Genomic DNA, 16,180 nt, shown 5'->3' with positions numbered 1-16,180 from the left:
CTCCATTTCCTATATTTTTCCTTGTTCTTCATGAATAATTTTTAACGCTAAAAATAATGAGCCATCATAATCGCCATCACGATAAGCAATCTGAGCATTACGTAATTGGTCATCAACATCATCATTTGTTAAAATAAATTTTTGTGCATAAACTAATGTTTCTTGTGATAATAAATCTAATAAAATATTATTTTTAATTTTCTCAAACAATTTTAAAACTTCTGTTTTTAACCGATTTAGTTTACCTGTTACTTCATCAACTTCACTAGGATTATTAACATCAAATGATATTCGTTTAATTTTTTCTAATGATTGGCGATAATCACTAATTGCTTTTTCATATTTTGTTAATAATTTTTTATATTGTAATTGATTTAAGCGAACTTCAGCTTGTAATAAAACAACTTCTAATAAATGAATTGTTTTACGAATTTCAGTTTCTGCAAAATTACGTTTTTCAATAATCTTAACAACATTTTCTAATGCTTCTTGAGTTACAACAGCATTTTCTAATAAACGCACTAATTCTTGATTAAAATTAACATAATCACGACCATTACGATTAATTTCTAATACTAAGCGGTTAGTATCATGCGTTAAATCCTTTGTTTTTCCCATTGCTTCACGATAAATACCTTCTTCATGCGCCGTTAATGTTGATGAACTACGCAATGCTTCAATTTGTCGAGAAATCGCATTAAAACTCCGTTCAATTTTATTAATATAATCCATCACAACTTGATAATACTTTTTAAAGCATGAAATTATTGCTTTTTGGTGCTCAATACTTTGATCAAAATCACTAATTTGATTAATAATCTCAATTGTTTTCTTAGTTGCTTTTTTATATTGCAAGTTATCAATATATTTAGAAATTAAAATTTTAGTTTCATCAATATTTTGAGTTAATTCATCAAAACTATACTTTAATAAATCACGGCTACTTTCATCTTTATTAAAAAGAACATATTTATCTTTTAATAAAGAAAGCTTGTTTGGAACTACTTTCGTTAATAAAATTTTAATTTGTGGAATGTTATCTAAAATCTCAACAAAAATAGTTAACGAAGTAGTAATATTTGATAAAATTTGTTCTGTTTTAACAAAATCACCCGCTGTTAAATAATCCTCAAATTCATCAAACATACTTTCAATATTTCGTTCAAAATCACTAATCTTTTTAGAATCTAAGGATACATTCATTTGTAATTTTACGGCATCTTCTAATAATGAATTAAACATTTTCTTATGTGCTAAAATATAATCTCGTTGCAATAATTCAATTCGTAATTGACTGTTAATTTCATCTAATAATCGACGAGCTTCTTCTTCCAATAAAGTTAATTCTTTTAACAACGGAATAATTTTTTGTACTGATACTTTTGGCATTTTCTTTGATGCTGTTTTATTAATTTGATATAACTTACGAAATACTTCTAAACAACTTATTAATTTTTTTTCATAAATAATTTCATACTTTGTTCGTCATATAATCAAGTCTTTTGCATAGCGATTATTATAACGAGCAATTTCAGAAATCCGAAAAATTTTATGTTTTAATGGTAATCGTTTTAAAATATCAAATTTTTGTAAAACTTTAATTTCAATTGTTTTTAAATAACGCTTTTGCCCTCAGAACACTAGTGTTATTATTAATAGTAATAGGCAAGTAAAAAATAAAATCAATAACGTTAATTTAATTGGATTATTAATAATATTATTAATAATATTTCCCATTTTGCCTAGCCTCCAATCATTACTATATATCAATTGAATTATAGCACTTGCAAAAGATATTACATTAAAAATTAGAAAAAAATATTGAATTATCCTTGATTTTATTATACAATGTTTCCTAGACAACACAGAGAAGCAGCAGAATTGCATAGTAATGTTCTTAGTTTTTTATTAATTAGGATTTAATATTAAAGTAACCCTAGCTGTTAGGGCGAAGCAAAAAACTTCCTTTATTAGAGCAATTCAATGAATCTTTTTGTATGTCATAATGATATATAGGAGGTTTTTTAATGGCACGTTATCGTGGAAGTATATTTAAAAAAGCAAGAAGATATGGTTTTAGTATCTTAGAAAACGACAAAGAGTTTTCAAAAGGGAAAAAAAGAACAACAACACCTGGTCAACATGGACAACGTCGTTCAAAATTATCAAACTATGGATTACAATTACATGAAAAACAAAAAGTTTGTTATATGTATGGTTTAACAGAACGTCAATTCCGTAACACTTACAGTAAATCAAAAAAAATGAAAGGAATTGCCGGAACAAACTTCTTAATTATGTTAGAATCACGTTTAGATAACATTGTGCATCGTATGGGACTATCACAAACAAGAGCAGGAGCTCGTCAATTGGTGAATCATGCTCATATTCTTGTTAATGGAAAAAAAGTTGATATTCCATCATACAATTGTAAACCTGGCGATGTAATTAGTGTAAAAGAAAGTTCACAAAAGAATGTTAAGATTTTAGAAAGTTTAGATAGTCAAGTTAGTACATTAGAATTTGTTAAATTTGATAAAACTAAAATGACAGGAACATATGTTCGTTTCCCTCTTCGTGAAGAACTAAATAGTAATATTAATGAAGCATTAATTGTTGAATGATACAACCGTTTAGTTTAAAAAACATCTCAAAAGAGATGTTTTTTTATTTGTTAAAGTTTTACATATTATCTTGTTACTCCTAGTTTTTTCAATCTTTTATAAATTTGTTTATTTTTATCATTGCTTCACAAATCATATTTAGTATTAAAAGATTTTAGTAAAGCATAATCAAAATTAAGGTTTACTAGTTGTTTGATGCATTTAAAATAATCATTTTTAAGTGGCAAAATAATTTCTGTCACTTTTTGTTTTCAAGCCTGTTTATAAACAATTCCACTATAAATATCATTTAATTCAGGAACAATATAATTATAGATTCCACCCACCCCACAGGTTTCACCAGAATTTTGGGCTGGATTTGGATATTCAACAATTTTAATATGTAAAACTAAATGTTCTAATAAATTACAATAGACTAAATGATCAGCTTTTTGATAATCAAATGGATTTTTCTTTGCATATGCTGGAGTTGACAACATAATTGCTTTATCTTCATCAATATGATGAATATATAAGCCTTCGTTTCCCCGCGTAATTCCACTTTTTTTTGATACAATATCTGGCTGTATAAATTATTTAAGGGTACTTAATATATTTTAAGACATTATAACCGATTTTTTGTTCTTCAATTTTTTTATATTGCAAACCATATTTATTTTGTAAATTACCGCCAAAAACATAACCCGAATTTAACTTAATATCATAATTATTAGCAACCGAAAAATCATAATTAAAAACACTACCATAATTATTAATCGTATAAAACCGATTTTTAAATGATGAATATAATTTAATATCTAATTGCTTATATTTATCCGAAAAATAAAAATATCGTGGGTAAATTCTAAAACCATTATTTACTAACAAACCATATTTTTTATTATAACCTTGAACATAAGTGTTATTCTCTAAATCAAAAATCGTACGTAAATAATTAGTATAAAATTTCTGTGAAATCTTAAACATACTATTTAATAATTTATAAAATTGTAATTTATCGTTAATATTTTCACTCAACAAAATATTATTAAAATTTTGTAATTTCAACGCAAAAAAGTTAACTAAAACAGTATCATATTGTAAATTATCAATATATCCATTTTCAATAAACGAACTACGATTTTGAAACACTGGCACCAAAGCACTTGCAAAAAAAGACTGTAAAAACTTAGATAAATCAAACTGACCGCTAAACTGTTGATAATACTTTAAATCTTTACTATTTAATGATGAATAAATTGAACCATTAAAATTAAAAACTTCACCCATTCCCGTTCGCATAAAACTAAAATTAAAACTTAAATCATCATTACTTAAATCATCATTATTAATATTATTTATCTCCTTGTCATTTAATATTTTTATCTTCTAAATCAATAATGGTTGTTTGAGAACAACTTTTATTTTTAGCAATATATTTTGCTTCTTCTAATGTATAAAATAATTCAGTATCTATTCCAGTAAATGAACTATTTGTTATTAATAAATATCTTTTTTCCATAATTTAACTCCTCCTAATTCTTTTTATTTAATGCTCAATGTTCATCAGTAATTTCATCTTTTGAAACTAGATAACTTCTAAGCATTAATTCATTTATTTTGTTGATAATTTTTTTATTTAACTTTTTCATCTTTACCTCCTAAATTATTCCTTTTATTTTTTTATCAAATTGTAATATTTTTCATCTATCTGATGCTAAATCTAAAATATCGTTAATTTTGTAATGTTCCATATAAGAAGCAATAAGATTTCACTTGTCTTTAAATAAATTTAAGTACATTTTTGCTCATTCTAAACATTGCAAATCATAATGTTTTTTATGATGTGAAATACGACAATCAATAGGTTGACAATTAACTCAATCAAATGATGTTGTTATTTCATCTTAAGTTTTATTAATATATTTACTTTTATATTCCATCATTTTTTCTCCTATCTTTAACTTGCTGGCACTCACTCCCAAGTAAAAGTGCCAAAGCGAGAATTAGTTATATTTAATTTACTTTGCCTTCCGCTTCACTGGGGGGTGAGCGGAGGCAGTATTATCTTTGTTTTAGCATCTATTAAAAATCTGCAACTATATTTTTAAATTAGACGCCAGACATATATGTCTTCATTCTTCCGTGCCCATTTGTGCTTTCGCTCTGGGATTTGACGCTTAGTTTTTGAAATTAAATTTACTTGCACCCATATGAAGGACCGAATGCTATTTAAACTCCAACCAACCACACTTTTCGCAAATTTAATTGTTTGTGTCACCATCTCTATTTTTATTGTGGTTCGATGTTAGCCTTGGACACATCATCACTATCGCAAGTTATTAAAAATAATAACCAACGCCGATTTACCTCTTTACTCATACACTATTTCAGTACTTGCCTCGGCCGGCTGGCTGTGGGAATGAGTATAAACTCATGTTCTTATGGAAGCACTTAGTTATTTATAAAATAACTGTCCCACTCTGCTATTAAGTTTTATCTTTTAGGAGTTGTTTTATTTCAAATAAAAAAACAACCCTTTAACAAGAGTTGCTTTTTTACGGGTTCATCGTACACGATGCCCAGATAAAAATATTTTTCATCAGACAACACCGGTTCGTTCTCCACAGTCAAACGGTAAGATTGAAAGATTTCATCAAAATTATACTAAATTATTTGTATTTGAAGAAAAAATATTAAATGCAGTTAGTTTACAGAATAAATTAAATGATTATTATTATTTTTATAATTTTGAAAGAGTACATAAGTCTTTAAATTTTCAGACACCATTTAATTTTTTGAATAGTTTAAGTTTAATTAAATAATTTTAAATTATTAAGTTTTTGTGTTTAAACTAAATAAGTTTATTATATTTTAATTAATTAATAATATGTAAATTAACTCATAAAATATGTCATTAAAATAATAAATAATAAAATATGTATTTATTAATTAAAATTTAATAAATTATTTTTTAGTGTGTTTAATTTTATATTTTTTATTTATTTATTTTATGATATTTTTATAATTATAAATAAATATTTTTATAATTTTTGTTATTTTCTTGTAATCTTTAAAATGTGTGTGGTATACTACATAAAACTGAAAAATCCTTTACTGTAAAATTTTTGAGAGATATTGACCAAAGATACTCTATGGATGATGATTGAATGAACTTGTGGGTTGAAGAGTTTATGTATAGTTTTTTTATTTTCCCTAGTGTTGAAGAACAATCCATTAAGAGTTCGAATAAGACTTTAAAACGTTATTCATTTTTACAGATAATTGAATTTAAGGTTGTTTAATAAATATTGAAGATAATTGGAATAAAATAATTTAAACTAAAACTAGTTTTGTAACAAACACTAAAAAAAACTTAAATTCAGTCTTTTTTAGTTAAGAATACATATATTCATATTTTTAAAAATTATTATGTTAGTAAATAAAATGGAAATCATAACTTTCTGTTAAGTTTATGATAATAAATTTAAATAGTTTATTTGGGGAAAAGATATTTTAAAAAAGAGTTGAAATATGATTTAGCACTTCACTTTATTTTATTCCAACTTTCCTAATTTATCTTCTTAATTTTCTTGCATTTTTATTATTAAGGTATTATAATAATAAAGTAATTAAAAAAGATCAAGAAAGAGCACAACTGTGCTCTTTCTTTAATGCCATAAATTTTAGTTATGTTTGATTAAGAAAGGATGGTGTTGGATGGAACATTTTATACAACAAGAGACACAATTAAAAGAAACTTTGGAAAATTATTTAACAAAACAAAATTTAACATTGTTTGCAATTAATTATTTCCAAGATTTTGACACAAATGTTGTACAAGTGTTAATTGAAGATAAAACAACTGTGTTTGATTTGGAACGTTTAACAGTTATTAGTGAAGAAATTAATCAACTTGTTGATAACCTTGATTTATTTTCAGAAGAATACTTGTTAGAAGTTTCAACACCAGGTGCTGAGCGACCATTACGAAATTGAAATGAACTACAACAACATGTTAAGGGATATGTTTATTTAGAATTTAACGAAAAGGTCAATAATTTAGTTGAAGTTACTGGTGAATTATCAATGGTTGATCAGCAACAAAATCTTACTATTACTTATTTTGTTAAAGGTGCTCGCAAAACCTTACAAACAAATTATCAAAATATTAAATTTGCGCGTTGTGCGGTTAAATTTTAGGAAAGGAATGTTATATAGCATGATTGATGGTGCAAAATTATTGACAACAATTAATGAAATTGTTAGTGAAAAACAAATTAGCCGTGATTTAATTTTAGATTCAATTAAAGAAGGAATTAAAAAGGCTTATGAAAAGCATTTTGATCCAGAAGCAACAGTTATTGTTAATATTGATCAAAAAACAGGACAAATTAAAGTTGAAAAAGAATTAACTGTTGTTAAAAAAGTAGAAGATGATTTATTAGAAATTGGTTTAAATGAAGCAAAAGAAAAATATGGTGAACAAATTACAATTGATGATAAAGTTTATGAACCAGTTAATTCAGAAGAATTTTCACGATTAGCAATTTTCCAAGTTGGGCAAATTATTAAACAACAAATTAAAGAAGCAGAAAAAGATTCAATCTTTGATGAATATATTATACAAAAAGGGCATTTAATGACAGGTGTTGTTATTGCTGCTGAAGAAAAATACTTATTAGTTGAAGTAGAACGAACATTTGCTTATATTCCTCGAAAAAATTTAATCTTTTCTGATCATTTTGAAGTTGGGCAACCAATTACCTTTTTGGCAGAAGATGTTATTAAATCAAAAAATGCAGGACAAATTACTGGTTCACGAACAAGCAATGATTTTTTATATCGTTTATTAGAGCGTGAAATTCCAGAAATTTTTGAACAAGTAATTGAAGTAAAAGCAATTGCTCGTGATCCCGGGCGTCGTAGTAAGATTGCTGTTTATAGTACAAATGAAAATATTGATCCAATTGGTGCTTGTGTTGGTAGCAAGGGAAGTCGAATTAATAAAGTAACAGCTGAATTACAAGATGAAAAAATTGATATTTGTATTTATAATGATAATAGTCAACAATTTATTATTAACTCATTATCACCAGTAAAAGTAATTTCAATTACAACTAATGATGAAGGAAAAGAAGCTGATGTTATTGTTCCTAATGAACAATTATCATTAGCAATTGGAAAAGGCGGAAGTGCCGCAAAATTAGTTGCAAAGTTAACAAAATGAAAATTAAACATTATGAGTTATAGTGAAGCGTTAACAAAACAAGTTGAAATTTTATGAAATGGAAATTTAACAACTGATGAACTTAGTGCATTACAAGTTAAATTAAAAGATAAAATTAAACCAAAAACGACTGTTGAAACAAATACTGTTGATGGAGCAGTAGATTTACCAGTTGAAAAATTTGAAATTATTGAAGAACAAATGGCTGAAGAAACAATGATTTTGGATGAAGAAAATTATCATGTTGATGATTTAACAGAAACAACACCTAGCGGGTTAGAAAATGAAATTCAAGAAATTGAAGATAATATTTCTTATTTTGAGAATGAACAATTTGAAAATCAAGATGATGATGAAGATGAAATTAATTATGATGACTATGATGATTATTATGATCAAGATAAATAATTAATTAGGAGGGATAACGATGACAAATCATAAAAAAGTTCCCTTACGAAAATGTGTTGTTTCACAACAAATGTTACCAAAAAAAGAACTGGTACGAATTGTTAAGACACCAAACGGGGAAATTATTATTGATTCAACCGGAAAGGCCAATGGTCGCGGTGCTTATTTACGACCAACATTAGAGATTTATGAAAAAGCAAAAAAAAATCACGCTTTAGAACGTGCTTTAAAAACAAAATTAACCGATCAATTTTACGAAATGTTATATTGTGAAATTAGCGAAGGTTGAGATTAATCATGCTAGGTCAAAAAGGATATAGTTATCTTGGCCTAGCCAAACGAGGGGGTAAACTAATCACAGGGACTTGTTTATTAACTGCCATTCAGCAAAAAACAGTTTATTTAGTATTAACTAGTAATGATGTTGGTCTTGCGCAAGCAAAAAAATATCAACAAAAATGTTTTTATTATAATATCCCTTATTTTAGTTGCCTTGATTTCAATTTAACCCAACAAGCTTTAGGAACAAATAATGTTAAAATGATTGGTATTAGTGACCAACATCTTGCCCAACGGTTGCTGACATTATTAAATAATTCTTAAAATTCAAAAAGGAGGAGGGACAGATGAGTAGTCAAAATAACAAACAAAATAAAAAAACATTAGCTAAAAAACAACGAAATCGAATTCAATCGCAATTAAAAACGATTGAAGCACATGTTACGGAGGGAGTTTTTGTTTATGATGAGACATTAACCATTGCTGAATTTGCACAAAAAATTAATAAACCCGTTAGTGAAATTATTAAATATTTTTTTAGTAAGGGAATAATGTTAAATCAAAATACTTTTTTAACTGAAGATCAATTGGGAGAGTTATGTTTAGAATTTGGGTTAGATTTTAAACGAGAAAAATCAGTAACGCATGAAAACTTAATTGAAAGTTTTGAAGTTAATGATGACCCTGCTTCGTTGGAAAAGCGTCCGCCAATTGTTACAATTATGGGCCATGTTGATCATGGCAAAACAACATTATTAGATACCATTCGAAATACTAATGTTGTAAGTACAGAACATGGGGGAATTACACAACATATTGGAGCTTATCAAATTAAAACTAAAAATAATGAAAAGATTACATTTGTTGATACTCCTGGACATGAAGCTTTTACACAAATGCGAGCACGAGGGAGTGCGGTAACAGATATTGTTGTCCTAGTTGTTGCAGCTGACGATGGGGTAATGTTGCAAACTAAAGAAGCAATTGATCATGCCAAAGCAGCTGGAGTACCAATTATTGTTTTTGTTAATAAAATGGATAAAGTTGGGATAAATTTAGATAATATTTTAATGCAATTATCACAAGAAGAATTAACTCCAGAAGAATGAGGAGGCACAACCCCTTATGTTAAAGGAAGTGCTAAACAAAAGCAAGGAATTGATGAATTATTAGATACAATCTTATTAATCGCTGATTTGATGGAATTAAAAGCAAATCCAAATCGCTTTGCGTTAGGTACAGTGCTTGAATCACACTTAAATCGTGGTTTAGGACCAGTTGCAACATTATTGGTGCAATCAGGAACATTGAATATTAAAGATGCCTTAGTTGTTGGTTATAGTTTTGGTTATGTTCGTGATTTGTCTGATGAAAGTGGTAAAAAAATTAAATCAGCAGGACCATCAACTCCAGTTATGATTCATGGTTTAAATGAAGTACCAAATGCTGGTGATCGTTTTATGGTTTTCCGGGATGAAAAATTAGCACGTGAAATTGCCTTAAAAAGAAAAACAATTGATACAATGAATAAACGTTATAAAAATCAAAATTTTTCATTAGAAAGTCTATCAGCACAAATTAAAGATGGGCAGTTAAAGCAAATTAATATTATTTTAAAAGCTGATACTCAAGGAACAGTTGAAGCGGTAAAAGCAAGTTTATTAAAAATTAATATTGCAGGCTTAAAAATTAATGTTTTACGAGCAACTGTTGGGGGAATTTCCGAAAGTGATGTAACATTAGGATTAGCTAGTCAAGCATTTATTGTTGGTTTTAATGTTCGTCCAACTGCGCATGTTCGAAAAAAAGCCGAAGATGAAGGAGTTGCAATTCGTTTGCATACCATTATTTATAAATTAACGGAAGAAATAGTTGCAGCAGCAGAAGGAATGTTAGATCCAGAAATGGTTGAAGAAGTGTTAGGGCAAGCGGAAGTACGTCAAATTTTCCGCCATTCTGATATTGGAACGATTGCTGGTTGTTATGTTACTGATGGTATTATTCCACGAAAATCACGAGTTCGCGTTTTACGCGATGGGGTTATTGTCTATAGTGGTGAATTAGCATCATTGAAACATATTAAAGATGATATTAAAGAAGCTAAAACAGGAGCTGAATGTGGCCTAACAATTAAAAACTATAATGATTTAAAAGAGCAAGATGTTATTGAAGCATATACTGAGAAAGCCGTTACAAAGTAATGGTTTTTTTGTTTATTTTATGTTATTTTTGGTTTTTTTGGTTAAAAATAAGATATAATTACAATAGTTGATAAAATTTTAAAAGAACTACGATGAGAAAAAATTTTAGCTTTTTTAGATGATCAACAATTGGTATTAGTTAACGACTTAATTACGCAATTGCAATTATCACCAACAACATTACGCCGTAATTTAACGGAAATGGAGCAACAAGGTTTATTAAAAAGAGTGCATGGTGGTCTTAAATTACAAAAGAGTTATGAAGTTTGAATAGAAGAGCAACTAAATGAGAAAATCCAACAGCATGCTGAAGAAAAATATTTAATTGCTCGTCAAGCCGTTAAGAAAATTAAACCAAAAATGTGTCTTTATTTGGATGCTGGTTCGTCAACCTTAGCACTAATTAAATTATTACAACCAGCAGATGATTTAGTAATTATTACTAATTCAATCTTCCACGTAGAGTTATTAGCTTTAGCAAGTTTTAATAATGTTTATGTTTTGGGAGAAAAATATAAGCATCAAACAGGAGCATTAATTGGCTGAAAAGCCGTTACAATTTTACAAAAATATCAAATTGATTGTGCTTTTTTAGGAGTTAATGAAATTAATGGTCAGGATTTATATACGACCGACCCAGACGAAGCAATGATTAAAGCGGCAGTTATTAAGCGAGCAACAAAAAGTTATATTCTTGCTGATTTATCAAAATTTAACATTAAATCACTAGTAAAATTCGCTTCTCGTTCGGAAGTTAAAATTATTACAAGTTCATAGAAAGGATAAAAGAATGAAACATTATGAAAATAATTGATTATTTTAATGAAACAACAACATTTTTAAAAACTTCTGCGACAGATAAAACTGAAGTCTTTGCAACATTAGCAGCAGCATTAGTTAACAATGAAACAGTTACTGATTCAGCAAACTTAATTAAAGATTTGAAGAAACGTGAAACAGAAGGTCCAACTGGGGTTGGTGATGGTTTAGCAATTCCCCACTGTTCAAGTGGTAGTGTTACGAAACCATCAATTGCAATTATGACATTAGAAAAGGCAGTTGATTGACAAAGTTTAGATAATAAACCAGTTGATATCATTTTTATGATTACTACGCCATCTCAAGGAGGAGAAAAACACTTACAAGCACTAGCAAAATTAGCTGGTTTTTTAGGAAAAAGTGAAGTTGTAGCACAAATTCGTGCGGCAAAAACTTTTGCTGATATTCTTAAAGCATTTGTTGAGCCAGTTACTGACCATGATAAAACGAAAACAGATGGTCATTATGATATTATTGGTATTACAGCTTGTCCAACTGGAATTGCCCATACTTATATGGCAAAAGAAAAAATGGAAGAAGCAGCAAAAGCAATGGGCTTAACAATTAAAGTTGAAACGCAAGGGCGTAGCGGTAATGAAAATATATTAACAGCAACTGACATTGCTAATGCAAAAGCAATTATTCTTGGAATTGATAAAAAAATTACGGGAATCGATCGTTTTAAGGGTGTTTCATATTTAGAAACAAGTACAAAAGATGTAATTTACCATGGCACAAATGTTATTGAAGATGCCTTGAATGGAAAACGTTTAACAATTGGCAAAGGTGGTAAAGATGGCAACGATGAAGTTGGTGAATTAAGTTTAAAAAACTTTAAAGATGTAACAAAAAATCTCTTAGGAGGGGTTTCCCGAATGTTACCATTTGTTGTTGCTGGAGGAATTATTTTAGGAATTGGTTTCTTATTAGATTCAGGTAAAACAGGAAAAGATTTTGGGGTAACTAGTGATGTTGCGGCATGATTTTCAGGATTAGGAAAAGTAATCTTTGGTATGATGGTTCCTATTTTAGGTGCTTATGTATGTTACTCTATTGTTGGACCACAAGGATTATTACCAGGAATGACAGCAGGATTAATTGCTAATGCTCCTGGGATGTTATATGATGCAGAAAATAAAACAGGCTGAGCAAATACATGGGGGCGATTATTCCCTGATTCAATCTCAAACTTTAACTCAGGGTTTTTTGGAGCCTTAATTGGTGGTTATCTTGTTGCCTTTGTTGTCTATGGTTGTCAAAAAGGATTTGCTCGGTTCCATCCATCACTACGAGGAGTTTGTGATATTGTTTTAATTCCTGTTTTAACAGCTTTAGCAGCAGGAGTTTTAATGTTTGGATTAAATATTCCATTAGGATATTTAAACTATGGTTTAAGCCAAGGTTTAAAAGCAATTGCCGATTATAATTTAAATGCTTTAATTGGAATTATTATTGGTTTAATGATGGCGGCTGATATGGGTGGTCCAATTAATAAAGCTGCCTATGTCTTTGGAACCTTAACAATTGATGCTACACAAACAGCTTATGCTGGAATTCGATCAACTAATGGGGGGACAGTCTTTATGGCTTGTGCAATGTTAGCTGGAATGGTACCACCATTAGCATTAGCATTATGTACAAGAATGTTTAAAAAATATTGAACAAAAAAAGATGTTGAGCAAGGAAATACGAATTATTTCTTAGCAGCATGTTTTATTACCGAAGGGGCAATTCCATTTGCTGCTGCTGATCCAAAAAGAACAATTCCGTCAATTATGGCGGGAAGTGCTATTACTGGCGCAATTGTTAGTGGTTTTGGTGTAACATTAGCAGCACCTCATGGTGGTATCTTTGTCTTTCCGTTATTGCAAATTCAAGATAATGGTAAAAATTGGTTTAGTATTGCTAATCACGGTGCTTCAATTGGTGTAGCAGTCTTAATTTCACTTATTGCTTTAATTATTGGAAGTTTTGTTAGCGCCTTAATTCTTGGATTTTGAAGAATGAATGATGTTAAAAAAAATAAAATTACTGTAGCAATTTAGTTTAAAAAGTAAAAACCCAATTAGTTGGGTTTTTATAATATTAAAATAAGAAGGGAAGGAGTAAGAAAAATGATTTATTCATTAACATTAAATCCTGCTATTGACCAAGTTATTGAAGTGCCGAATTTCCAATTAGGAGAAACTAATAAAGCTATTAGTGAGTATAAGGTGATTGGTGGAAAAGGAATTAATGTTGCAGTAATGTTGCAACATTTAGGATATCCAACTACAGCATTAGGTTTTTTGGGGCGTGATAATAAAGAAATGTTTGAACATTATTTAGCAAATCAAAAGGTTGCTGCTTGTTTTCGTGAAGTTAATGGTAAGAACCGAACTAATATAAAAATTAAAAGTTTAGAAATAAAACAAGAAACAGAATTAAATGGCCTCGCTTTTTCTCCTAGTGATGATGATGTTATGGCACTGTTAACAATTCTTAAAACAGAATTAACTAAAAATGATTGTTTAATTATTTCTGGTTCATTACCACGTGATTGTCCATCTGATTTATATCAAACAATTAGTACCTATTGTGATGAAAACGAAATCTTATTTGTTGTTGATGCAACAAAGGATGTTTTATTATCAACTTTATCAGCTAAACCATTTTTAATTAAACCAAATTTAGCTGAATTAAATGAACTATTTGAAACAAATTACCAATTTAATCAAAAAACAGAAATTGTTACTTTAGGAAACAAATTACAGGAAAAAGGGGCACAGAATGTTTTAATTAGTAGTGGTAAAGATGGAAGCATTTTAATTACTCCAACAAATGTTTATGTTGGTAATACTGCAACAGGGCAATTAATTAATTCGGTCGGAGCTGGTGATTCAATGGTTGCTGGATTTGTTGGAACTTATTTAGCAACAAATGATTATCAAGAAGCGATGTTAACTAGCATTTGTGCTGGATCAGCAACAGCATTTAGTCAAGGGATTGCTGATAAATTGTTAGTGGAAAGTTTAAAACAACAAATCAAAATTAGGACTTTTAAATAAAAAAATGATATTGTAAATACAAGTGCAACAAATCTATTAATTTATAAGACTACAAAATAAAATTTATTTAGGATTGAGTCTTGTTGAATACAGAATAACTCAATCTTTTTTAATATGTTTTATCCTTGTTGTTGCTTCCTTACTTGCATCAAGATTTATTTTTGCATCTTTTAAGATATTGTTCATTGTTAATGGTTCATGTCTAAAGTTGCATCTGAAATTAGTGCTATTTCATCATTGCTGTCAGTTAAATAAACCGCTTCTTATTATTTAAATTTAATTCATTCCACCCATCTATTGGTTATTGTCCTATAAAATTAGTTTTAGGTTCAATTATTACTCTCCATCTAATTCTAATTTGCCTAAAGTAAATTAATCAAGAAAAGTAGACTAATAAAAAATGACTAAAGGTTTAGGTTCCTGTATTCAACAAGACTTAGACCTTTTAATTTTGATTGTGGTCTAAAATTATTATAAAAATAAATATACTTAGGTAAATTACTTATAATTCATTTTGTAGTTCTCTTTTTTCTTGAAATTTGATTTAAAAATTCACTTTTCATTGTACCAAATCATGATTCAGTATGGGCATTATCATATGGATTACCTCGTTTAGACATTGATATTTTAATTCCTAAATAATTGCAAAGTCTTTGATAATTTTGATTTGTGTAATGAAATCCTTGATCAGATTGTAAAATTCATGTTTTAAGTTTACCAGCTTTTATTCAAGCATTAATAATATTTTTTAAAACAAAATTAGTACCTAAATTATTACTAATTTGATAGTCCAAAATTTGGTTATTATGAAAATCTTTGACAATTGATAAATAATAAGTTTTTTTATTAGTTAGCAAATATGTAATATTGGTTCCTAGTTTTTGATTAAGTTTCAGTAGTCCTAAAGTTTTGACTCAATAAATTTTCATATCGAAAAGGACCAGATAAAAGTTTATATTTGAATTTTTTAATTCTTTGAACAGATTTTAGATTTAAATATTTCATATATCTATATACCATATGAGCTTTTAAAGATAAATTATAGATTTTATTAATTATTAAAGTTAGCATTTTATAACCATAAATTTTATTAAATTTTAAAAATGATATTTTAATTAATTTAGTTAATTTTGAATCTCACTTATTAAATTTTTGCATACCATTGTTAAATCACTTATAATACCCTGATTTAGAAATATTTAAAATATGAGTTAAATATTTAATCGTGTATTTTTTCTTCAAGGACCAAACCGCTCAAAATTTCATTTTTTTCGATTTGGTTAAATACTTTTTTATATCTTGTATCATTTCTATATATTTAATTAGTTCTTCTTTACTCATACTATTAAAATCAATAGTTTTAGGTCGGCCTGGTCTGCGAATTCTCTTTGACTGAAGACCCTTTCCAGAAATTAAATTATCTTCATTTGTGATTTTAATTCATCTGCTTAAAGTTTCCTTTGCAATAGTAAATTTTTTTATTGTATTCATATACCCATTTTTATGATAATATTTAATAATTTTTATTTTTTCTTTTTTTGTGTATCATTTTCCCATAATAATAAAAGAACATCTCCTAATAAAATATTACAC

At 28.0% G+C, this 16,180-nt stretch carries 17 protein-coding genes and 1 pseudogene; 10 read left to right on the top strand and 8 right to left on the bottom strand.

Features of this window, described 5'->3' with window-relative positions; all coding sequences use genetic code 4:
* Positions 1-9 precede the first annotated feature (9 nt).
* A complete protein-coding gene (locus tag C6B38_RS06590; RefSeq protein ID WP_105299049.1) occupies positions 10-1,737 on the bottom strand; it encodes a septation ring formation regulator EzrA in 1,728 nt (575 codons plus the stop codon).
* A gap of 290 nt (positions 1,738-2,027) precedes the next feature.
* On the opposite strand from C6B38_RS06590, the gene rpsD reads away from it, so the two are divergent.
* The gene (rpsD, locus tag C6B38_RS06585; protein ID WP_105299048.1) at positions 2,028-2,642 is read left to right on the top strand and encodes a 30S ribosomal protein S4; all 615 of its coding nucleotides are present in this window, start codon (positions 2,028-2,030) and stop codon (positions 2,640-2,642) included.
* Between the two features lie 47 nt (positions 2,643-2,689).
* On the opposite strand, the gene C6B38_RS06580 is transcribed toward rpsD, so the two are convergent.
* The 4 genes and pseudogenes from C6B38_RS06580 to C6B38_RS10275 all read right to left on the bottom strand — a co-directional run bounded on the left by C6B38_RS06580 (position 2,690) and on the right by C6B38_RS10275 (position 4,405).
* On the bottom strand, positions 2,690-3,103 hold the full coding sequence (locus C6B38_RS06580; RefSeq protein ID WP_233485616.1) for a hypothetical protein: 414 nt from the start codon (positions 3,101-3,103) through the stop codon (positions 2,690-2,692).
* Between the two features lie 115 nt (positions 3,104-3,218).
* Positions 3,219-3,968, bottom strand: a pseudogene (locus C6B38_RS06575) (spiroplasma phage ORF1-like family protein); the annotation flags it as partial.
* Positions 3,958-4,125, bottom strand: a complete 168-nt coding sequence (locus C6B38_RS10280; RefSeq protein WP_162475921.1) for a hypothetical protein — start codon at positions 4,123-4,125, stop codon at positions 3,958-3,960. The gene C6B38_RS10280 and the pseudogene C6B38_RS06575, both read right to left, overlap by 11 nt.
* Positions 4,126-4,264: 139 nt before the next feature.
* Positions 4,265-4,405, bottom strand: coding sequence for a hypothetical protein (locus tag C6B38_RS10275; protein ID WP_162475920.1), 141 nt, complete (start codon positions 4,403-4,405; stop codon positions 4,265-4,267).
* A 738-nt stretch (positions 4,406-5,143) separates the two neighbouring features.
* Between C6B38_RS10275 and C6B38_RS06570 the strand changes: the two genes are divergently transcribed.
* The 9 genes from C6B38_RS06570 (at position 5,144) to pfkB (ending at position 14,587) form a co-directional block, all read left to right on the top strand.
* Entirely contained in the window at positions 5,144-5,428 is a 285-nt protein-coding gene (locus tag C6B38_RS06570; protein WP_308686804.1) for an integrase core domain-containing protein, read from the top strand.
* Between the two features lie 895 nt (positions 5,429-6,323).
* Complete coding sequence (locus C6B38_RS06560) at positions 6,324-6,806, top strand: ribosome maturation factor RimP (RefSeq protein WP_105299047.1); 483 nt, start codon at positions 6,324-6,326, stop codon at positions 6,804-6,806.
* Positions 6,807-6,825: 19 nt separating this feature from the next.
* Entirely contained in the window at positions 6,826-8,241 is a 1,416-nt protein-coding gene (gene nusA / locus C6B38_RS06555) for a transcription termination factor NusA (protein ID WP_105299046.1), read from the top strand.
* 19 nt (positions 8,242-8,260) lie between these two features.
* Positions 8,261-8,536: an RNase P modulator RnpM gene (rnpM, locus tag C6B38_RS06550; RefSeq protein ID WP_071937862.1), complete on the top strand. Its 276-nt coding sequence runs from the start codon at positions 8,261-8,263 to the stop codon at positions 8,534-8,536.
* A gap of 2 nt (positions 8,537-8,538) precedes the next feature.
* The gene (locus tag C6B38_RS06545; RefSeq protein ID WP_105299045.1) at positions 8,539-8,844 is read left to right on the top strand and encodes a L7Ae/L30e/S12e/Gadd45 family ribosomal protein; all 306 of its coding nucleotides are present in this window, start codon (positions 8,539-8,541) and stop codon (positions 8,842-8,844) included.
* A 23-nt stretch (positions 8,845-8,867) separates the two neighbouring features.
* A complete protein-coding gene (gene infB, locus C6B38_RS06540) occupies positions 8,868-10,721 on the top strand; it encodes a translation initiation factor IF-2 (RefSeq protein WP_105299044.1) in 1,854 nt (617 codons plus the stop codon).
* Between the two features lie 54 nt (positions 10,722-10,775).
* The gene (locus tag C6B38_RS06535; protein ID WP_308686803.1) at positions 10,776-11,498 is read left to right on the top strand and encodes a DeoR/GlpR family DNA-binding transcription regulator; all 723 of its coding nucleotides are present in this window, start codon (positions 10,776-10,778) and stop codon (positions 11,496-11,498) included.
* A gap of 23 nt (positions 11,499-11,521) precedes the next feature.
* Complete coding sequence (locus tag C6B38_RS06530; RefSeq protein WP_105299042.1) at positions 11,522-13,585, top strand: fructose-specific PTS transporter subunit EIIC; 2,064 nt, start codon at positions 11,522-11,524, stop codon at positions 13,583-13,585.
* Between the two features lie 69 nt (positions 13,586-13,654).
* Complete coding sequence (gene pfkB, locus C6B38_RS06525) at positions 13,655-14,587, top strand: 1-phosphofructokinase (protein WP_105299041.1); 933 nt, start codon at positions 13,655-13,657, stop codon at positions 14,585-14,587.
* 63 nt (positions 14,588-14,650) lie between these two features.
* On the opposite strand, the gene C6B38_RS11965 is transcribed toward pfkB, so the two are convergent.
* From C6B38_RS11965 to C6B38_RS11375, 3 genes are all read right to left on the bottom strand, one after another.
* Positions 14,651-14,773 (bottom strand): hypothetical protein, encoded by a 123-nt coding sequence (locus tag C6B38_RS11965; protein ID WP_255401092.1) that lies wholly within the window; start codon positions 14,771-14,773, stop codon positions 14,651-14,653.
* A gap of 218 nt (positions 14,774-14,991) precedes the next feature.
* Positions 14,992-15,444, bottom strand: a complete 453-nt coding sequence (locus tag C6B38_RS11380) for a DDE-type integrase/transposase/recombinase (protein ID WP_233485614.1) — start codon at positions 15,442-15,444, stop codon at positions 14,992-14,994.
* A 28-nt stretch (positions 15,445-15,472) separates the two neighbouring features.
* Positions 15,473-16,144 carry a hypothetical protein gene (locus C6B38_RS11375; protein WP_233485613.1) on the bottom strand — a complete coding sequence of 224 codons (672 nt, stop codon included), beginning with the start codon at positions 16,142-16,144 and terminating at the stop codon, positions 15,473-15,475.
* Positions 16,145-16,180 lie beyond the last annotated feature (36 nt).

Source organism: Spiroplasma sp. ChiS, from assembly GCF_002968355.1.
Taxonomy (GTDB): Bacteria; Bacillota_I; Bacilli_A; order Mycoplasmatales; family Mycoplasmataceae; genus Spiroplasma; species Spiroplasma citri.
Note: the sequence above shows the minus strand (reverse complement) of the source record. Positions and strands in the feature narration are given on the sequence as shown.